Annotated in this window: 19 protein-coding genes; 1 reads left to right on the top strand and 18 read right to left on the bottom strand. The window is 64.7% G+C overall.

The genetic code is table 11. The annotated features are described in order from the left end of the window. Position 1: 1 nt before the first annotated feature. The 13 genes from BJ994_RS07590 to pyrR all read right to left on the bottom strand — a co-directional run bounded on the left by BJ994_RS07590 (position 2) and on the right by pyrR (position 14865). Positions 2-2134 carry a primosomal protein N' gene (locus BJ994_RS07590; RefSeq protein WP_167993021.1) on the bottom strand — a complete coding sequence of 711 codons (2133 nt, stop codon included), beginning with the start codon at positions 2132-2134 and terminating at the stop codon, positions 2-4. Positions 2135-2150: 16 nt separating this feature from the next. Next, entirely contained in the window at positions 2151-3350 is a 1200-nt protein-coding gene (metK, locus tag BJ994_RS07595) for a methionine adenosyltransferase (RefSeq protein ID WP_167995917.1), read from the bottom strand. A 109-nt stretch (positions 3351-3459) separates the two neighbouring features. Beyond that, positions 3460-4677 carry a bifunctional phosphopantothenoylcysteine decarboxylase/phosphopantothenate--cysteine ligase CoaBC gene (gene coaBC, locus BJ994_RS07600; protein WP_167993022.1) on the bottom strand — a complete coding sequence of 406 codons (1218 nt, stop codon included), beginning with the start codon at positions 4675-4677 and terminating at the stop codon, positions 3460-3462. Between the two features lie 29 nt (positions 4678-4706). After that, positions 4707-4964: a DNA-directed RNA polymerase subunit omega gene (gene rpoZ / locus BJ994_RS07605; RefSeq protein WP_167993023.1), complete on the bottom strand. Its 258-nt coding sequence runs from the start codon at positions 4962-4964 to the stop codon at positions 4707-4709. A 46-nt stretch (positions 4965-5010) separates the two neighbouring features. Continuing rightward, a complete protein-coding gene (gene gmk, locus BJ994_RS07610; protein WP_167993024.1) occupies positions 5011-5580 on the bottom strand; it encodes a guanylate kinase in 570 nt (189 codons plus the stop codon). A 15-nt stretch (positions 5581-5595) separates the two neighbouring features. Next, positions 5596-5931 (bottom strand): integration host factor, actinobacterial type, encoded by a 336-nt coding sequence (gene mihF, locus BJ994_RS07615; RefSeq protein WP_167993025.1) that lies wholly within the window; start codon positions 5929-5931, stop codon positions 5596-5598. Between the two features lie 99 nt (positions 5932-6030). Continuing rightward, entirely contained in the window at positions 6031-6894 is an 864-nt protein-coding gene (pyrF, locus tag BJ994_RS07620; protein WP_167993026.1) for an orotidine-5'-phosphate decarboxylase, read from the bottom strand. After that, positions 6887-10192 carry a carbamoyl-phosphate synthase large subunit gene (gene carB, locus BJ994_RS07625; RefSeq protein WP_167993028.1) on the bottom strand — a complete coding sequence of 1102 codons (3306 nt, stop codon included), beginning with the start codon at positions 10190-10192 and terminating at the stop codon, positions 6887-6889. The genes pyrF and carB overlap by 8 nt, the downstream gene beginning before the upstream one ends. Then, positions 10193-11440, bottom strand: coding sequence for a glutamine-hydrolyzing carbamoyl-phosphate synthase small subunit (carA, locus tag BJ994_RS07630; protein WP_167993030.1), 1248 nt, complete (start codon positions 11438-11440; stop codon positions 10193-10195). It abuts the gene before it with no gap. Next, positions 11437-11976, bottom strand: coding sequence for a PH-like domain-containing protein (locus tag BJ994_RS07635; protein ID WP_167993032.1), 540 nt, complete (start codon positions 11974-11976; stop codon positions 11437-11439). Before BJ994_RS07635 ends, carA begins: the two co-directional genes overlap by 4 nt. Continuing rightward, positions 11967-13298: a dihydroorotase gene (locus BJ994_RS07640; RefSeq protein WP_167993034.1), complete on the bottom strand. Its 1332-nt coding sequence runs from the start codon at positions 13296-13298 to the stop codon at positions 11967-11969. Before BJ994_RS07640 ends, BJ994_RS07635 begins: the two co-directional genes overlap by 10 nt. Continuing rightward, positions 13295-14293: an aspartate carbamoyltransferase catalytic subunit gene (locus BJ994_RS07645; RefSeq protein WP_167993036.1), complete on the bottom strand. Its 999-nt coding sequence runs from the start codon at positions 14291-14293 to the stop codon at positions 13295-13297. Before BJ994_RS07645 ends, BJ994_RS07640 begins: the two co-directional genes overlap by 4 nt. Then, positions 14290-14865, bottom strand: a complete 576-nt coding sequence (gene pyrR, locus BJ994_RS07650; protein ID WP_167993038.1) for a bifunctional pyr operon transcriptional regulator/uracil phosphoribosyltransferase PyrR — start codon at positions 14863-14865, stop codon at positions 14290-14292. The genes BJ994_RS07645 and pyrR overlap by 4 nt, the downstream gene beginning before the upstream one ends. 293 nt (positions 14866-15158) lie before the next feature. On the opposite strand from pyrR, the gene BJ994_RS07655 reads away from it, so the two are divergent. Continuing rightward, positions 15159-16247: a PrsW family intramembrane metalloprotease gene (locus BJ994_RS07655; RefSeq protein ID WP_167993040.1), complete on the top strand. Its 1089-nt coding sequence runs from the start codon at positions 15159-15161 to the stop codon at positions 16245-16247. Between the two features lie 24 nt (positions 16248-16271). Here the strand turns inward: BJ994_RS07655 and nusB are convergent, their stop codons facing one another. The 5 genes from nusB to aroC all read right to left on the bottom strand — a co-directional run bounded on the left by nusB (position 16272) and on the right by aroC (position 20202). After that, a complete protein-coding gene (nusB, locus tag BJ994_RS07660; RefSeq protein ID WP_167993042.1) occupies positions 16272-16682 on the bottom strand; it encodes a transcription antitermination factor NusB in 411 nt (136 codons plus the stop codon). Next, entirely contained in the window at positions 16679-17242 is a 564-nt protein-coding gene (efp, locus tag BJ994_RS07665) for an elongation factor P (protein ID WP_167993044.1), read from the bottom strand. Before efp ends, nusB begins: the two co-directional genes overlap by 4 nt. 122 nt (positions 17243-17364) lie before the next feature. Then, entirely contained in the window at positions 17365-18456 is a 1092-nt protein-coding gene (gene aroB, locus BJ994_RS07670) for a 3-dehydroquinate synthase (RefSeq protein WP_167993046.1), read from the bottom strand. After that, positions 18446-19003 (bottom strand): shikimate kinase, encoded by a 558-nt coding sequence (locus tag BJ994_RS07675; protein WP_167993048.1) that lies wholly within the window; start codon positions 19001-19003, stop codon positions 18446-18448. Before BJ994_RS07675 ends, aroB begins: the two co-directional genes overlap by 11 nt. Then, complete coding sequence (gene aroC / locus BJ994_RS07680) at positions 19003-20202, bottom strand: chorismate synthase (protein WP_167993049.1); 1200 nt, start codon at positions 20200-20202, stop codon at positions 19003-19005. Before aroC ends, BJ994_RS07675 begins: the two co-directional genes overlap by 1 nt. Positions 20203-20221 lie beyond the last annotated feature (19 nt).

Genomic DNA, 20221 nt, shown 5'->3' on the forward strand with positions numbered 1-20221 from the left:
GCTACAGGAGGTCAAAGGGGTCGATCCGGACATGGACGGGTTCGGTTGTCCGCTTTGCGGACAGGGAAACCTTGCGCGCGCGAAGTGATGAGACCACGGCCGCCGCGTCCCGGTAGCTAAAGAACAGCAGCGAACGGTGCGTTCCTGCCGCCGACTGCTGTCCGGTTTTCTCGGCGCCTCCCGGACCATCCGGCGAATTCGCTGCGCCGGAGACGACGGTCGGTCCCACAATCCTGCACGACGGCGGGAGCGCGAGACCGTCAAGGAAGGCGGCGATCGCAACGAGCGTGCCGGTGAGGGCTGCATACCGGAGAGCTGGAGGGAGTCCCAGTTCGGTTCGGCCCGCGAGTTCCCTCCCGGCTGCCCCGGAAGGATCCCAACGGACGAGGTGGCCGGCAGCGGCGTCGTCGTCGGCTGTCACCACCACCACCCCGCCTGCCGTTGCCGGGCGTGCCAGCGCTGCAGCACTGAACCAGCGCTGCAGAGTCGATTCGAGGGCGCGCAGGGACTCCCGTCCAAGCAGCGCGTTGCCGTCAAGGAGCAGGACCGCCGCATAGCCCGCCGGCGCCACCGGTTCCGCGCCGGGTGTGGCAACGACAACCCGGGGCTTGTCATCGACGACGTCGAGGACGTGATCACCCGAGGACGAGACGACGGCGGTTCCCGGGAACGCGCGTCCGAGCTCCTCCGCAGTGCGTGCTGCGCCGCTGACAGTGGACCTGAGACGCGGGCTGCGGCAGTTCGGGCAACGCCAGAGAATCTCCGGCCGCCCGCACCATCTGCAGGCGACGGCGGCCGCGCGCCCGGACTGCGCAAGCGGACCCGCGCAGTGCCGGCAGCGGGCGGACTCGCGGCAGTCCTCACAGGCGAGGGCCGGGGAAAACCCGGTGCGCGCAACCTGGATGAGGACGGGACCGCGCTCCAGCCCCTCCCGCGCCGCGCGCCAGGCCACAGGCGGGATTCGCACGCGGTGGGTCAAGGGTTCACGGTCAGTGTGGAAGGTGTCTGCAGAATGGAGGATGCGCGGTGTCGACACCCGGATGGTGGGACGGTCGGCCTGGATGGGCTGTGCCCAGCCGCTCTCGATCAGGCGCTGGGATTCCACGCTCCTGGAGAGGGAGCCGAAGAGCAGGGCGCATCCCTGCTGCTCGCTGCGCAGGAGCAGGACGTCACGGACATGCTGGTATGGTGCGCGCGGTTCGCTATGGGAATCGTCGCCGTCGTCCCATAGGCAGACCAGTCCGAGATCGTGCACCGGCGCATACGCCGCAGAACGGGTTCCGACCGCTACGCGCACCTGCCCGTGCAGCAGCTTCAGGAAGTTTCGGTACCGCGGGGTCGGGCCGTCCTCGGCGGTGAGACGCACGAACTGGTTTCCGCCGATGCTTTCGGTGAGCGCCACCTCCACCCGTGCCAGGTCCCGTTGGTCCGGAACAACGACGACGGCGCCGCGTCCCGTTGCCCAGACAGTTGCCACCGCAACAGCTAGTTCCGCCGGCCAGCCGGCCGCACCATACCCCCCGAGACTGGTCAGTATGGCCTTGGGGCTCTGCCCGCCGGCAAGCCGCGTCAGGAAGGAACCGCCCTGGGAGTACCGGGCGAACAGGCCGCGGCCGCCGGTTCCACCACCGGTTTCCGGGGCGTCGCCGGTGTCCGTTTCGGGTGACGTCGCCGGGCCATCGATCCCGAATTCCTTCTCCACCCGCGCCACGCGCGGCGGTACTGCCGAGCGCAGGACGTCACTGGTGGAACCGGCGTAGCGGGCCGCGACTGCTGCGGCAAGCGAGAAGATTTCCGGTGCGACAACGGGCTGCGCCGAGACCACGCGGGAGAGGGGCAGAAGGCGGGCGGGACTGTCAGAGAACTCGCGCCTCTCAACGATGAACGCCGCGTGCTCACGACCGGCGAACCGCACCTTCGCCCTCGCACCCGGGACGGCGTCGTCGTCGTACTCCGCTGGCACGAGGTAATCGAACGGACGATCCAAATGCGGCAAGGGCGAGTCAAGCACCACACGGGCCACCGGCAGCCGGGCGGCCGTCGAGGACTTTCCACGCGGCGCAGCGGGCGCCGTGAACCCCTGCAGCAGGGAGAGCTGCGCTCCGCCGCCGGAACCGAGATCGTCGGAACTCATGCGTTAAGGAAAACTCCTACGCGTTGAAGTGGCTCTTGAGGTCGTCGACCCGGTCTGTGAGTTCCCAGTTGAAGCCCTCGCCCTCGCGGCCGAAGTGGCCGTGCGCCGCAGTCTTCTGGTAGATCGGACGCAGCAGGTCCAGCGAGTTGATGATGGCCAGCGGACGGAGGTCGAAGATTTCACGGATGGCCGAGCCGATAGCCGCCGGATCAACCTGCTCGGTCCCGAACGTCTCCACGTAGATGCCCACCGGCTGGGCCATGCCGATCGCATAGGCGATCTGGATCTCGGCGCGGCGGGCCAGGCCGGACGCAACCACGTTCTTGGCTACCCAGCGCATCGCGTAGGCGGCGGACCGATCAACCTTCGAAGGATCCTTGCCGCTGAAGGCACCACCGCCGTGACGGGCCATGCCGCCGTAGGTGTCGACGATGATCTTGCGCCCGGTCAGACCGGCGTCACCCACCGGGCCGCCAATCACAAACTCGCCGCCCGGATTGAGGATATGGCGGACGTTCGAGGCGTCCAGGGGGGACGTGGCAAGCACAGGGTTGATGACGTGCTCCACCAGGTCACCACGCAGCATATCGAGACCTACGTCCTGCGCATGCTGCGACGAAATGACGATCGAGTCCACGCTGACCGGGATGTCGCCGTCGTACCCGACGGTCACCTGTGTCTTGCCGTCCGGCCGCAGGTACGAAAGGGTGCCGTCCTTACGGACCTCCGTCAACCGCTCCGACAAACGATGGGCCAGCCAGATGGGAGTGGGCATCAGGACGGGCGTCTCGTCGCTGGCGTAACCGAACATGATGCCCTGGTCTCCGGCGCCCTGGGCGTCATAAGCGTCCGAGCCGGTCCCCTGCCGGCTCTCCAGGGAGTTGAAAACACCGGATGCGATCTCCGGGGACTGCTGCCCGATCGAGACGGACACACCGCACCGGGCACCGTCAAAGCCGTTGGCGGACGAGTCATAGCCGATGCCGAGGATGGTTTCCCGGACAATCTCGGGAATCTCGACATACGCATCGGTGGTGACTTCACCCGCGACATGGACCAGGCCGGTAGTGACCAGGGTTTCCACGGCCACCCGGGAGTGGGGATCAGCGGCCAGCAGCGCATCGAGGATGCCGTCGCTGATCTGGTCGCAGATCTTGTCGGGATGACCCTCCGTCACCGATTCCGAGGTGAACAATCGCAACGAAGCAGGCGTCATGGAGTTGGGCATATGGGGTGAATTCACGTGATCACTCTACTTGGTTGGGCTACGGCTCGGACGGGTTGTGTGACCGGTTACTACGGCGGCGTCCGGTGCCAAAGGTCACTCAGTCGCCCGCAGGGAGGACCGCAACGATCCTCGCAAGAATTGCTCCGGCGACATCGCTCTTGCTTCCGCTCACCGTTTCCGGTTCGGCGCCATGTGCATCAAGGATGGTTACTTCGGTGGAGTCCTGACCGAAAACGAGGGAACGGCCGACGGTGTTGAGAACGAGCAGGTCACAGCCCTTGCGCTTGAGTTTCTGCAGGCCGTGCGCCAGTGGGTCGCCGCTCTCATCCCCCGTTTCGGCTGCGAATCCGATGATCAGTTGCGGCGCACGTGCGGCATCGCGCTGCTGGACGGCCTCCCTGAGGATGTCCGGGTTGCGGATCAGGGTGATAACCGGTTCCTCGCCGTCGTCGCGCTTCTTGACTTTCGTCTCGGACACTGACGCGGGACGAAAATCCGCGACAGCCGCAGCCATGATGAGCGCGTCCGAGGTCTGCGCGAGCTCCAGCGTGGCTTTCCGCAGCTCCTCGGCAGTTTCGACGACGGTGAGCTCCGCCCCCGGTGGTGGAGGGACCTCAATGTGCGCGGCGATGAATCGCACGGTTGCGCCCGCAGCCAACGCCGCCTGGGCTAGCGCTACGCCCTGCTTGCCCGACGAGCGGTTGCCCAGGAACCTGACCGGGTCAAGAGGTTCCCGCGTCCCGCCGGCCGTGATGGTGACGGTCCGCCCGGCGAGCGTTCCGTTTGCCGGCGCCGCGGAGAGATGCAGGGCCGCGTGGAAGATGTCCGCCGGCTCCGGTAGACGCCCGGGACCGGTGTCGGTGCCGGTTAGCCTGCCAACCGCCGGGTCGAGCACGACGGCGCCGCGTCCCCTGAGGGTGGCGACGTTGGCAACCGTTGCGGGGTGCTGCCACATCTCGGTATGCATTGCAGGTGCGAACAGGACCGGGGCGCGGGTGACCAGGAGCGTGCCCGTCAGCAGGTCATCTGCCATACCCGCTGCGGAGCGGGCCAGTAAATCAGCTGTGGCCGGGGCAATGACCACCAGGTCCGCTTCCTGACCTAGGCGGACGTGGCGAACCTGGTCGACGGCGTCGAACACGTTGTTGCTGACCGGATTTCCGGAGAGTGCTTCCCAGGTGGCAGTCCCCACGAACCGCTGGGCGGCCTCCGTGGGAATGACGGTCACCCCGTGTCCGGCCTCGGTGAACAAACGAAGAAGGGACGCCACCTTATAGGCAGCGATCCCTCCTCCAACACCCAGTACGATGCGCATGCGTTTGTTCAGCAGAGTATCGGGTTGACCTACTCCGATGCCTCGGGCGAGGAGACAAGCATGCCCTCGTTGATCTCGCGAAGGGCGATGGACAGCGGCTTCTCGTTCAGCCGGGTATCCACGAGCGGGCCGACATACTCGAACAGGCCCTCATGCAGCTGCGAGTAGTAGGCATTGATCTGGCGCGCACGCTTGGCCCCGTAGATCACGAGGGCGTACTTTGAGTCCGACGCCTCCAACAGGGAGTCGATCGGCGGGTTGATGATGCCTTCGGGCTGAGTTGACACAAAATCTCCAATATTCGCTGGGCCGTTCGGTCACTGCGCTTGCGTTTCAGTGTGCGTGCGCGGTCAGGCCCATCAGTGAAACAAGCTCATCTGCTGCACGCTGGACGTTGTCATTGACCACCGTGTGGTCGAATTCCGGTTCTGCAGCAAGTTCCAGTTTAGCGGTTTCAAGCCGTTGCTGCTGCTCCTCGGCGGTTTCAGTGCCGCGGCCCACCAATCGGCGGACCATTTCTTCCCAGCTCGGTGGTGCGAGGAACACGAAATTTGCCTCCGGCATGGTCTCCTTGACCTGCCGTGCACCCTGAAGATCGATCTCAAGGAGCACAGATTTCCCTTCGGCCATCGCATCAATCACGGTCCGGCGCAGGGTCCCGTACCGGTTCCTTCCGTGCACGTGCGCCCACTCCAGCATCTGGTCGGATTCGACGAGGGCATCGAACTCTTCGGACGAAACGAAGTGGTAGTGCACGCCCTCCACTTCACCCGGACGCGGCGGGCGCGTGGTGGCCGAAACAGAGAGTGCGACCTCCGGATAGTTGTCGCGTATGTAGGTGGATACCGTGCCTTTACCCACAGCCGTTGGGCCCGCGAGCACGGTCAGCCGCGGCTGATTCACAAGATACTTCTTTCTCTAGGGGCGGCTATTCGCCGAATGGTGCCTCAAATGCTCAACCAGCGCACGCCGTTGGTGGATACCTAGGCCGCGCACGCGGCGGGTGGAGGCGATCCCGACGGCATCCATGATCCCAGCCGCCCTCTTCTCACCCACGCCCGGAAGCGCCTTGAGCAGGTCGAGGACACGAAGCCTTCCGATCGCTTCCTCACTGGAGTGGCCGTTGATGACCTCACCGACGGTGATGTCCCCCGATTTGAGCCGGGACTTCAGCTCTGCCCGCACCGTCCGTGCCGCGGTGGCTTTCTCCCGCGCCAATGTTCGTTCGCTGTCGGTGAGGGGCTTCAAACTCACTCGTGCTCCCTAGGCAGTTGAACCGTCGGCTGAAGCACCGGCAGTCACGGATCTGTAGTTTGGGCTTGCACTGAACCTATCCGCTAGGGCGGCAGAAAATCAATCCGTTCCGGACCCTGCCTCCGCCGGCGTCCTCAGAGCGTTCTGCGTTGCCTCGACCGCTTCCTTGAGCGCAGACACGTCTGGTCCGGCGCGGAGGATCTCCCTGCTCGAGTTGGGCAGGACCACTCCCGATACACCGGCAAACGCCGCATCCAGCTCTCTCCGACCGGCCCCCTGCGCTCCAACGCCGGGAGCGAGAATGGGGCCGTTCAGCGACTCCAGCTCCAGACGAAGCTCCCGCACGGCCTTTCCCGCCGTGGCGCCGATCACCAGGCCTACTGATCCCGGACCGTCGGCCAGGTTTTCCTGGGCAGCAGCGCGAACTATCCTCTGAGCCACCGAATTCTCGCCGCCCACGTGCTGGACCGAAGCACCCTCCGGGTTGGAGGTCAGCGCCAGCACGAAAACGCCTCGACCCGATTCCCGCGCTGCCGTCAACGCCGGACGAAGGGATTCGAATCCGAGGTACGGACTGAGGGTAATGGCGTCGGCAGCCAGTGCCGAACCGTCCCTGAGCCATGCGTCGGCGTAACCGGCCATGGTGGATCCGATGTCCCCGCGCTTGGCGTCAGCGATGGTCAGCAAACCATTGGCCGCACTCCGTGCCAGGAGGTCCTCAAGGACCGCGAACCCCCGCGAACCGTGCCTTTCAAACAGTGCCACCTGCGGTTTGATGACAGATACCCTCCCGGAGACCGCGTCCAGGACTGTATGGGAGAAACGCCGCAGGCCCTCCGGCGTGTCGTCGAGCCCCCATGCCTCCAGGAGCGAAGGGTGAGGGTCCACGCCAACGCACAGACTCCCCCACTGTTCGACGGCGGAGGCAAGGCGCGCTCCGAAGGTCGCCCTCGGCTCAGGCATTCGGCACAACGGTTTCCCCGCGGACGGCGCGCGCGTGGTCCTGGAGACTGGTGACCGACCACTGGTAAGTGCGCAGCGCTTCGATCGCCTGGACTGCGGCATTGAACTCGGCAACCGTCGTGATGCACGGGATACCGATGGACGTTGCGGCTGCGCGGAGCTCATAGCCGTCGCTTCGCGCCTCGCCGCCGGAGGGGGTGTTGAAGACCATGTCAATGTCCCCGGCGACCACGAGGTCTGCGATCGTGCCTTCGCCTTCGGCGCTGCTGCCTTCGGCGACCTTGCGGACCGGTGTGGCCTGAATTCCGTTGCGCCTCAGGACATCGGCGGTCCCGCCGGTGGAGATAATCTCGAATCCCAGGTCGGACAGACGCTTCACGCCCATGATCACGGAGCGCTTGTCGCGGTTGGCAACTGAGACAAACACCTTGCCCGAGGTGGGCAGGGCGTTGTTTGCCGCCGCCTGGCTCTTGGCGAACGCTGTGTCGAAGTGCTTGTCAATCCCCATTACCTCACCCGTCGAACGCATCTCCGGACCGAGCAGTGAGTCCACTACCTTCCCCTCGGGAGTCCGGAAGCGGCTGAACGGCAGGACGGCCTCCTTCACGGAAACCGGTGCGTCCAGCGGGAGAGCCCCGCCGTCTCCAGTTTCCGGCAGCATTTTGTACGCGGTGCGAAGCTGGTGGATGGTCACGCCGGTCCCGATGAGTGCGGCGGCCTTCGCCATCTGCACTCCGGTCGCCTTCGAAACAAAGGGCACCGTCCGTGAGGCGCGCGGATTAGCTTCGAGCACGTAGAGCACATCAGAGGCCAGTGCGAACTGGATATTGATCAGGCCGCGGACTCCTACGCCTTCCGCGATGGCCTGGGTTGCAGTGCGCACCCGTTCAAGCACGTTCGCGCCAAGGGTGATTGGTGGCAGGACACATGCGGAGTCACCGGAGTGGATCCCGGCTTCCTCGATGTGTTCCATAATGCCGCCGAGGTACATGTCCTTGCCGTCGTAGAGGGCGTCGACGTCGATCTCCACCGCATCCTCAAGGAACCGGTCGATCAGGACGGGGTGGTCCGGGGTAATCTCGGTGGCATTGGAGATGTAACGGGACAGGTTCGCTTCGTCATACACGATCTCCATGCCGCGCCCGCCGAGTACATACGATGGACGCACGAGGACCGGATAGCCGATCTCATCGGCTATGGCCCGTGCGTCCTCGAAGGACACCGCGGTGCCGTTCTTCGGCGCGATGAGCCCCGCCTCATCCAGAACCCGCGCAAACTCGCCGCGGTGCTCCGCCAGGTCGATCGCCTCCGGAGAAGTACCGAGAATCGGGATACCGGCGTCGGCCAGTTCCTTGGCTAGCTTCAGCGGCGTCTGGCCGCCCAATTGTACGAAGACGCCCATAACGCCGCCCGTGCGCTCCTCAGCGGCGATGACCTCCAGCACGTCCTCGAGCGTGAGTGGCTCGAAGTAAAGCCGGGTGGAAACGTCGTAGTCAGTGGAGACGGTTTCGGGGTTGCAGTTGACCATGACGGTCTCGTATCCGGCCTTGCGCAATGCCATGGTCGCGTGAACGCAGGAGTAGTCGAACTCAATCCCCTGCCCGATCCGGTTAGGCCCGGAGCCCAGAATGATGATGGACGGTTTGGCATGCAGCCCGACTTCGTCTTCCTCGTCATAGGACGAGTAGTGGTACGGCGTGTACGCAGCGAACTCGGCCGCGCACGTGTCTACGGTCTTGAAGACCGGGCGGATATCCAGCGCGTGGCGGACGCCGCGCACAACGGCCTCGGGGGTATGCGTGAGGAGGCCGATCTGTTCATCGGAGAAGCCGTGGCGCTTCGCCAGGCGTAGGGATCCGGGTTTGATGCCTTCCTTTCGCACGGTGGCGGCCACCTCGTTCAGCAGGACAAGCTGGTCCAGGAACCAGGGGTCGATGCCCGTCGCGGCATAAAGGTCTTCCACGGTGGCTCCGCCCAGCAGTGCACGCTGGACCTGCGAAAGCCGCTCGGTCGTTGGGCGCTTGGCCGCCTCGATAAGTTCCGGCACCTCGAAGTCGTTGACTGAGTCGAACGTGAGCTGCGAGCCCTTCTGTTCGAGCGACCGCAGCGCCTTCTGCAGAGCTTCGGTGAAGTTACGACCCATGGCCATTGCTTCGCCCACGGACTTCATGGTGGTGGTCAGTGTCGGGTCCGCCGCTGGGAATTTCTCGAACGCGAAGCGCGGAACTTTCACTACGACGTAGTCCAGGGTGGGCTCGAATGAGGCCGGTGTCTGGCGTGTGATGTCGTTCGGAATTTCGTCAAGCGTGTAGCCGAGTGAGAGCTTGGTGGCGATCTTCGCGATGGCGAAGCCGGTTGCCTTCGACGCCAGCGCGGAGGAACGCGAGACACGCGGATTCATTTCGATGACCACGACCCGGCCGGTGTCCGGCTCGACTGCAAACTGGATGTTGCAACCGCCTGTGTCCACCCCGACCTCACGGATGACGGCGATGGCGATATCCCGCAGGCGCTGGTACTCGCGGTCGGTCAGGGTCAGTGCAGGGGCAACTGTGATCGAGTCGCCGGTATGGACACCTACGGGATCGAAATTCTCGATGGAGCAGACGACAACCACGTTGTCCTTTTTGTCCCGCATCATCTCGAGTTCGTACTCCTTCCAGCCGAGGATGCTCTCCTCGAGGAGCACCTCGCTGGTGGGGCTGTACTGCAGGCCCTGGCCGACAATGCGGCGCAGATCGTCCTCGTTGTAGGCGAGGCCGGATCCCAGTCCCCCCATTGTGAAGGACGGACGAACAACCATCGGGTAGCCGAGATCGCCGGCCGCTTCAAGGGCAGCGTCGAGCGTGTTGATGATGCGCGACCTGGCGGACTCGGCGCCGCAACGCTCCACTACTCCCTTGAACTTCTCGCGGTCCTCGCCGAGTTCGATCGCCGCGATATTCGCGCCGATCAGCTCCACGCCGTACTTTTCGAGGACACCGTTCTTGTCGAGCGCAATCGCTGTATTGAGCGCTGTCTGCCCGCCCAGGGTCGGGAGGATGGCGTCGGGACGTTCCTTTTCGATGATCTTTTCGACCACCTCGGGTGTGATCGGTTCAACGTAGGTCGCGTCAGCGAACTCCGGGTCGGTCATAATCGTGGCCGGATTCGAGTTCACGAGGATCACGCGCAGTCCCTCCTCCTTCAGGACGCGCAGTGCCTGAGTGCCCGAGTAGTCGAACTCGGCGGCCTGGCCGATAACGATCGGACCGGATCCGATGACCAGTACGGACGTGAGATCGGTTCTGCGGGGCATCTAGTTTTCTTCCTGCGCGGGGGTGGGAGCTTTTGAGACGTCGGAGGCATCAGGCTCATCCGAGCCATCGCGGTCTGCGTTGGCGGCATCGGTCATGAGGTCGATGAACCGGTCGAACAGGTAAGCGGAGTCATGGGGGCCGGCGGCTGCCTCCGGATGGTACTGGACCGAGAAGGCGGGGAGGTCGAGGCACGCAAGGCCCTCCACGACGTCGTCGTTCAGGCTGACGTGGCTGACTTCCACCCGGCCGAACCGCTCCTCGGGAGCGGTCACCGGGCCATCCAGCGGCGCATCGACTGCAAACCCGTGGTTCTGGCTCGTGATTTCAACCTTGCCGGTCCGGCGGTCGAGCACCGGCTGGTTGATGCCCCGGTGGCCGTAGCGGAGCTTGTAGGTGCCGAAGCCGAGTGCCCGGCCGAGAATCTGGTTTCCGAAACAAATCCCGAAGAACGGCACGCGGCCATCCAGGACACGCCGCAGGAGCGCAACCTGCGCGTCCGCGGTGGATGGATCTCCTGGGCCGTTGGACATGAACACGCCGTCAGCTCCCGCGGCAACAACGTCCTCGTAGGAGGCGTCCGCCGGCAGGACCACCGTGCGTACGCCCCGCTGCGCGAAGTGCTTGGGCGTCATAGCCTTGATGCCGAGGTCCAGGGCCGCCACGGTGAAGCGCGGGCCCCCCTCCCAGCCATGATCGGAAGGCTCAACGACGTAGCTTGAGTCGATGCTGACTTCCTCGGCAAGGCGCGAACCCTCCATGCTGCGCTGAGCGGTAACCTCCGCGAGCAGCTCGGCGTCGCTGCGTGCGGCGTCCGGGCCCGAGAAGATGCCCGCCTTCATAGCGCCACGCTCACGCAGGTGCCGGGTGATGGCGCGTGTGTCCACGCCCTGGATGCCCACGACACCCTGTTCGACGAGTTCCTCGTCAAGACTTTTTTCGGATCTCCAGTTCGAGGGGCGCCGGGCGGCGTCGCGCACGATGTAGCCGGACACCCAGATCCGGCGCGATTCGGCGTCGTCCCGGTTCACCCCGGTGTTCCCGATGTGGGGAGCTGTCTGCACCACGAGCTGACGCGCGTAGGAAGGATCAGTGATGGTTTCCTGGTAGCCCGTCATGCCGGTGGCGAAAACAGCTTCGCCAAGCGCCGTTCCCTGAGCGCCATAGCCGCTCCCCCGGAACGTCCGTCCGTCTTCCAGCACCAGAACCGCTGCCGTGCCCGCCCGCGTTACCTCCGCGTGTGTTGTCACTGTATTTCCTTGCTGTTTGGGCTTGTTGGGTTTGTTGAGGAGTCCGGTTCCCCGATCAGCGCGTTCACCGCAGCAAGCAGCTGCGGCTTGTCCGCCGCATATCTGGTCCGGAACCCTGTGTCATAGATTTCCTCGCCGAGCGTCCAGGTGACAACGAGCAGTCCGTCCTTCTCGACAAACTTGCCGGCCATGCCGCGCTCCAGCCGGACGCCGACAAGGCTGTCCCGTGCGATGTAGATTTCGCGCTCACCCGAACGGTCGAACAGGAGGCCGTGGGAGTAGACAGCAGCCGTTGCCGACGCCTTGTTGCCGAGTCCATGGACGCTGACGCGGTCCAGCCAGTCACCACCCGACGTTGTGACGACGTATTGCCCGACAGCTGCGTAGTGCGGGGCTCCCCGATCTTCCGGAGCTGCCGACGGAGGCTGGATGTGCTGCTGCCTGCGCAGCCGGTTCCGCCAGCCCAGAGCCATGAGACCAAGCAGAACGGCGATCGCAATAAGGGAAACGACGACGGCGGTGGTTGCTACGTCCATGCGGGAACCTCATCTCTGGACGGATGTGGTGAGTTCAATACACCGTCGAGCACTGTGGGGTGGCCGGCAAACAAGGTGGCGACGACGGCACCGGGCAGTTCCAGGCCGGCGAACGGGCTGTTGCGGCCCTTGGTAGCCATCCTATGGGGATCAACCGTCCAGCGGGCTGCCGGGTCGATCAGTGTGACATTCGCCGTTTCGCCTACCTCCAACGGCCTGCCCTGGCCTGCGACCCGCCCGATGCGCGAGGGGAGGATCGATGTGGCCTCGGCGAACCGCTCCCAGCTCATCAGCCCGGTCTCGATCATGCTGTGCTGGACCACGGACAGCGCCGTTTCGAGCCCGGTCATGCCCATGGCGGCCTGCGCCCACTCGCACTCCTTGTGTTCCGACGGGTGCGGTGCGTGGTCCGTTCCCACGACGTCGATCGTGCCGTCGGCAAGTGCAATACGGAGTGCCTCGACGTCCTCCGTGGTCCGCAGCGGCGGGTTCACCTTGTAGACGGGATCCCAGGAACGCACGAGGTCGTCGGTGAGCAACAGGTGATGCGGTGTTACCTCAGCGGTCACGTTGATCCCGCGCTGCTTTGCCCAGCGGATGATCTCCACTGAGCCCGCCGTCGAGACGTGGCACACGTGCAGGCGCGAGCCGACGTGCTGGGCCAGCAGCACGTCCCGCGCGATGATGCTCTCCTCGGCCACGGCGGGCCAGCCGGCCAGGCCCAGGACAGCTGAGACGGCACCCTCGTTCATTTGCGCGCCCTCGGTCAGGCGGGGCTCCTGTGCGTGTTGGGCGACGACGCCGTCGAACGCCTTCACATACTCCAGGGCGCGACGCATCAGCACCGGGTCGGATACGCAGATGCCGTCGTCGGAAAAGACCCTTACGCCGGCGCTGGACTGCGCCATCGCTCCGAGTTCTGCCAGCCGCTCCCCTGCCAGCCCGACGGTGACGGCGCCAACAGGACGCACGTCCACCCAACCGGCACGACGGCCCAGGGCATGGACCTGTTCCACCACTCCGGCGGTGTCCGCCACAGGAGAACTGTTGGCCATCGCATGGACGGCCGTGTATCCGCCTAGCGCGGCGGCCCTGGTCCCGGTTTCCACGGTCTCGGCGTCTTCCCTGCCAGGCTCGCGGAGGTGGGTGTGGATGTCCACCATCCCGGGCAGGAGGATGAGGCCATCGGCGTCGACGACGACGGCGCCCGTCGCGTCGAGCGCGCGCCCCCGCTCCACGATCCGTCCCCGCTCAAGCAGGATGTCTACGCCCCTCTCACCGGAGGGCACCGTTGCGCCCTTGATCAGGTAGCGGTTACTCATACGGTTGCCTCCTGGGCGGGCGTGGTGGTCGCTGTGTCCTCTCCGGACAGCAGCAGGTACAGGGCGGCCATGCGAACGGAGACCCCGTTGCGCACCTGGGCGAGAATGGTGGATCGGGGCGAATCCGCGGCGGCGGAGGAAATCTCCAGCCCACGGTTCATCGGCCCGGGATGCATGATGATGGTGTCTTTCCCGGCGGTTGCCTCCAACGCAGCGAGCCGGTCATCGTCGAACCCCCAGGTTCGGGAATATTCGCGCGCGGAGGGGAAGAAGGCAGCGTTCATGCGCTCCCCCTGGACCCTGAGCATCATGATCGCGTGCGGATTGTCCGCCAATGCCTCGTCCAGGTCGAAGCTGACCTTGCAGGGCCAGGCCTGAATTCCCACTGGAAAGAGGGTGGGCGGCGCGACGAGCGTAACCTCGGCTCCCAGGGTGTTCAGCAGCCAGAGGTTGGAGCGGGCAACGCGCGAGTGCAGGACGTCGCCCACGATCACGATTCGAAGACCGCGCAGGTCCTCGCCGGTTGATGACCGCCCGGCCAGTGCGCAGACGTGCCGGCGGAGCGTGAAGGCGTCGAGGAGAGCCTGGGTCGGGTGCTCGTGGGTCCCATCGCCTGCGTTGATCACTGCGGCGTCGATCCAGCCCGAGGCGGCCAGGCGCGCGGGCGCGCCGGAGGCCCAGTGACGAATCACTACGGCATCAGCACTCATCGCCTCGAGCGTCTGCGCGGTGTCCTTCAGCGACTCGCCCTTCGAGACAGACGATCCCTTCGCGGCGAAGTTGATGACATCCGCAGAGAGTCGCTTCGCTGCTGCTTCGAAGGAAATGCGGGTACGGGTCGAATCCTCGAAAAAGAGGTTGACTACCGTTCGCCCGCGGAGGGCCGGCAGCTTCTTCACCTCGCGTTCGCCGACGGCTGCCATCTCCTCAGCGGTGTCGAGGATCCTCACGGCGTCGGTCAGGCTGAGGTCTTCGGTGGACAGAAGATGTTTCATGCCGGCCCTTCGATCACTACTTCGTCCACCGAGTCAACCTCGCTGATGCGCACGCGGACCTTCTCCGCCGATGAGGTGGGAAGGTTTTTTCCCACATGATCGGCCCGGATGGGAAGCTCGCGATGTCCGCGGTCCACCAATACTGCGAGCCGTACGCTCCGCGGCCTGCCGAGGTCGACGATGGCGTCAAGGGCCGCACGGATGGTGCGGCCGGAATACAGGACGTCATCGACCAGCACGAGAACCCGATCGTCAATGCCCGACGGCGGCAGCTTGGTTGGTCCGGGAGGGCGCGTTGGGTGCCGTCGAAGATCGTCGCGGAACATGGTGACGTCGAGGCGGCCGACAATCGCTTCGGCATCCACCGCGGGATCAGTTCGGGAAATCTTGTGGGCAAGGCGCTGGGCGAGCGGAAATCCGCGCCTGGGAATCCCAAGAAGGACGAGATTATCCGAGCCTTTGTTGGCTTCAAGGATCTCGTGGGCAATCCGGGTCAGGGCCCGGTCAATGTCGGCTTCACCGAGCACGACTCGTGCGATTGATCCGCCGGGTTCGGCATTGGGCACACTCATGGAACGCTTCCTCCTTCTCCGCCTCACAGGACGGCCTTTAAAGGTGTGGCTGCGCATTCAAAACTATCACACGAGCGGTGCCGAACTATCCTGTGTGGATGAGTATGAACTCGCCCACAGACCAGCCTCGGCCACTTACCGGCGAACAGCGGCCGGGGCTATGGCAGCAGGTGGGGACAGGGCCCTTGGTGCCGCACTCCCCGCTATCTCCAAATGGTCTTGTACCGACAGTCGTGCCATCCCGTGGCGGTATTGCATCCTCCGTGACGAGGCGTTCCGTCAGGGGCTCCGCCATGTTGAATGCGCTTTTGCTCGTCTTCGCGGCGGTTGCCGTGGCCGGGATCGGAGTACTGCTCACCGGGATGCTGGGGGCTGAAGCGCTGTTCCTCTGCGCACTGCTGGCGCTTATTCCCCTTGCCATCTGCTTTCTCGGAGTCCGCTGGGTTGACCGCTGGGATCCAGAACCGCGGGGTGCGCTGGCTTTCGCATTCCTGTGGGGGGCCGGCATGTCGGTCGCAGTCACCCTGCTGGCCGGTCCCACGGTGACCGCCATGCTTACGGTCGCGTTGGACGGAACCGCTCCCGACGTCGTTGGTGCCGTATTTCAGGCGCCCCTCGTCGAGGAAGTGGCCAAAGGGCTGGGCGTGCTCGTGCTTATGTTCTCCCGCCGCAGCCACTTCGACGGTCCGGTGGACGGAATCGTTTATGCCGGCACCGTGGGTGCCGGATTCGCCTTCACTGAAAACATTCTCTACTTCGGATCAGCGATTGCTGGTCCGGCGGACCTCGGCGGCCTACTGGCGGTCTTCGTGATGCGCGGACTCTTCTCTCCCTTCGCGCATGTGATGTTCACGGCCGCCCTTGGTTTTGTCCTTGGTATGGCTGTCGTCAAGGATCGGTCCCCCGGACGGCTGATCGGCGCGTTCGCCGTCGGCCTGGTTCCGGCGATTGCCGGCCATATGCTATGGAACGGTGGCCTGGTGGTCCTGTTTACCGACTTCTTCGAGTTCTACTTCCTACTCCAGCTTCCGCTCTTTATTGCTTTCATCCTCGGGGTGCTCTGGCTGCGCCGGGCCGAGCGAAAACTGACGTTCCAGCGCCTTACGGATTATGCGCAGGCGGGTTGGCTCACCGCGGAGGAAGTCGGCCTCATCGCTTCCCCGCGCGGACGTATACAGGGGCTCGGCTGGGCGGGGGCGATCGGAGCCCGTCCGCTGATGAAGCACTTCATCAGCTCAGGGACCAGGCTTGGATTTGTGAGGCAGCGGCTGCTGGCCGGGCACGGCTCACCAATGGACGCCGAGCATGAGACACAGCTACTCAATGACCTGACCGCCACCCGCGAGCTCATGTTCGCCGCCGCGGCAGCCCGCCGCGTGTGAGGCGTGTTCCCTGACGTGTTTGCGCTAGGCCAGCAGCGTCGGTTTGAGCTGCTGCAATCTACCGAGGAGGCCGTTGATGAACGCAGGCGACTCGTCCGTGGAGAGCATTGTTGCCAGCTGCACAGCCTCGCTGACGGCCACAGTGTCAGGCACGTCCTCGTTGTACAACAGCTCCCAGGTTCCTACGCGCAGGATCATGCGGTCCACTGCAGGCATCCGGTCCAGCGTCCAGCCCTGTGAGTAGGTGCTCAGGAATTCGTCAATCTGCGCACCGTGTGAAAGGACGCCCTCAATGACCTCAACTGAGTACTCGTTGATGACTGTGTCGGTTTTCTCACGCCGCGCCTGCAGCGCCTCGAGCGGGGAGACTGAACGTTGTTCGGCCTCGAAGAGGATGTCCAGTGCCCGACGCCGCGCCTTGCTCCGGGCACTCACTCGTTGACGCGTCCCAGGTAATCGCCCGTACGGGTATCGACCTTGACCTTGGTCCCGGTTTCCAGGAAGAGCGGAACCTGGATTTCATATCCTGTTTCTACGGTTGCCGGCTTGGTGCCGCCGGTGGAGCGGTCGCCCTGCAGACCGGGTTCGGTGTAGGTGATTTCCAGAACCACCGAGGGCGGCAGCTCGAGGTACAGGGCCGACCCTTCGTGCATGGCGATCGTAGCCATCTGGCTTTCGAGCATGAAGTTCTCAGCGTTGCCGACGGTTGCACCGGGGACAGTGATCTGGTCATAGTCCGTGGTGTCCATGAACACGAAGTCTTCGCCGTCCTTGTACAGGTACTGGTAATCCCGGCGGTCCACCGTGGCGGTTTCGATCTTCAGGCCCGCGTTGAAAGTCTTGTCAACGACCTTGCCCGACAAAATGTTGCGGAGCTTGGTGCGAACAAACGCTCCGCCCTTGCCCGGCTTCACATGCTGGAATTCCAGCACGTTCCAGAGGTTCCCCTCAAGCTTGAGCACGGTGCCGTTCTTGATGTCGTTCGTGGTAGCCACGGATTCTCTTTCGTCGATTGACTGATTCTGACGGTTTCACTGCGGCGACACCGCGGTGTCGCCGCGCGGCGACTGCCCGCCAAAAGACCAGAAACCAGTCTACCCTGCCGCTGTGCCGCGATTCAGGACGCGATCTCCTGGTAGGTCGCGAAGAGGAGCGATGTGTCCGGTACGTCGAGGATTCCAGGTTTCGCGATGTCGTCGAGCACGACGAAGCGCAGGAGGTCCCCGCGTGCTTTCTTATCCCGGCGCATACCATCCAGGAGTGCTGACCAACGATCCCTTCGGTAGGACACGGGCAGTCCAAGAGATTCAAGGATTGTACGGTGCCGGTCAGCCGTGGCGTCGTCCAGGCGCCCCACCATGCGGGCCAGTTCCGCAGCGAAGACCAATCCCACAGAAACCGCTGCGCCGTGACGCCAGGAATATCTTTCAGCGAGTTCGATGGCGTGGGCAAGGGTATGCCCGTAGTTCAGGAACTCACGGCGTCCGGATTCCTTGAAGTCCTCGGAAACAACGGCTGCCTTCACGGCAATGGAGCGTTCAACCAGTTCACGGACGGTCTCGCTCGCAGGATCCTTTACCGCTTCGGGATTCGCCTCGATGAGTTCGAGGATGCGGGGATCGGCGATGAATCCGCATTTCACGACCTCGGCCATTCCCGTGACCAGCTCGTTCACGGGCAGCGTGCCGAGGGCATCGAGGTCGGCCAGCACACCGGCCGGCGGATGAAAGGCGCCTACCAGGTTCTTGCCCTCGGCAGTGTTGATTCCGGTTTTGCCTCCCACTGCGGCATCGACCATCCCGAGGAGGGTTGTCGGAAGGTGGATGACCTTGACCCCGCGGAGCCAGGTCGCTGCGACAAAACCGGCGACGTCGGTGACAGCACCGCCCCCGACGGCCACAACGGCGTCAGACCGCGTGAAGTCGTTCTGGCCAAGCACCTGCCAGCAGAAAGCTGCGACCTGGATGTGCTTGCCTTCCTCGGCGTCCGGAATCTCTGCGGTCACCGCGGTGAAGCCGGCATCGGCCAACTGCTCGCGCACCGTGTCTCCGGTGGTGCGCAGCGCCCGGGGGTGGATCACGAGGACGCGCCGAACGCGCTCCCCCAGCAATGGCTCCAGCCGGTCGAGCAGCCCGCGCCCCACGAGGACGTCGTAGTTCTCCGCCGGGGCACTGCCCGTAACGCGGATGGTAGTGGGCTCAGCGGTCATTGCCGTGGTCCTTTCCTTCAGCAGGGCCCAGGCGGTGAACCTGCTCCTCAAGTCGATTGACGACGTCGTCGATTGTTGCGTCCCTTGTGTCGATCACCAGATCTGCCAGCGCCTCGTACACCGGACGCCGCTCACGGTCCAGACGCGCCCAAACCTCACCGGCGCCGTCGGCCAGCAACGGTCGGCCGGTGTCTCCCTCAAGCCGCGGCAACACCGTGGCGACGTCGGCGTCCAGATAGGCCACCAGTGCCATTGAGAGCAGCTCCTGTGTGCGCTCGTGCAGCACCGAACCTCCTCCGAGCGAGACCACCGTATTCCCGTCCGCCCCCGAAAGCACCTCGGCGACGACGGCGGCCTCCACCTCCCGGAAACCGCTCTCTCCGCGCTGGGCGAAGATTTCGGCGATTGAACCGTGGCGGTCCACGATCACGGCGTCCGTATCAACAAACCGCCAACCGTGGCGGACCGCCACCCGCCTGCCGACCGTCGATTTTCCAGTGGCCATCAGGCCGATCAGCACCAGCGGTTTTTCGCCCGCCGGCGACATCAGCCCAGGACCGAGTTCAACGACGACGGAATGTTGGCCAGGTAGGACTCGAGGTTGCGCCTGGTCTCCGTCACCGAATCGCCGCCGAATTTCTCGGTTACTGCCTCCGCGAGGACAAGTGCGACCATGGCTTCCGCCACCACACCGGCCGCGGGCACAGCACAGACATCGGAACGCTGGTGATGGGCTTTCGCCGCGTCACCGGTGCTGACGTCGATGGTCTGCAACGCCCTCGGCACAGTCGCGATCGGTTTCATCGCGGCCCGTACCCTCAGGACGTCGCCAATGCTCATGCCGCCTTCAATGCCCCCCGCCCGGTTGGATGCGCGTCCGATACGCCCCGTTTCCTCCCGGACAATCTCATCATGTGCTGCCGATCCCCGCCGCCGGGCCGTTTCGAAACCGTCTCCCACTTCGACACCCTTGATCGCCTGGATGCCCATCAGGGCTGCGGCGAGCCGCGCGTCCAGCCGTCGGTCCCAGTGGACGTAGCTGCCAAGGCCCGGCGGCAGTCCGTAGGCGATGACCTCGACCACTCCACCGAGCGTTTCGCCCTCCTTGTGCGCGGCGTCGACTTCGGCGACCATCGCGTTCGAGGTCTCCCTGTCGAAGCAGCGCAGCGGGTCTTCATCCAATGCAAGGACGTCCCGGGGAGCTGGCACGGGTGAGCCCTCCGGAACAGCAACGGAGGCGACCGCCACGGTGTGGCTGACGAGTCTGATGTCCAACGCTTCGAGGAAACAGGCCGCAACGGTGCCGAGGGCAACACGGGCGGCTGTCTCGCGGGCGCTGGCCCGTTCGAGGACCGGACGGGCCTCGTCGAAACCGTATTTCTGCATGCCGGTGAAATCGGCGTGGCCGGGTCGCGGCCGGGTGAGCGGCGCATTTCGGGCTGAGTCTTCCAGTACCGCCTGATCCACTGGATCAGCAGCCATGACCTGCTCCCATTTCGGCCACTCGGTGTTACCAATCTCGATGGCCACCGGGCCGCCCTGGGTGCGTCCGTGCCGGACACCCCCGATGATACGGACCTGGTCCTGTTCGAACTTCATGCGGGCACCGCGCCCGTAACCAAGGCGGCGACGGGCCAGGGCGGTCTGGATCCCTTCGCTTACGACTTCGACGCCGGCAGGCATCCCCTCAATGATTCCGACCAGAGCAGGACCGTGGGACTCCCCGGCCGTCAACCAACGCAACATACGTCCATCCTGCCACGCG

This window comes from Arthrobacter pigmenti (assembly GCF_011927905.1).
Taxonomy (GTDB): Bacteria; Actinomycetota; Actinomycetes; order Actinomycetales; family Micrococcaceae; genus Arthrobacter_D; species Arthrobacter_D pigmenti.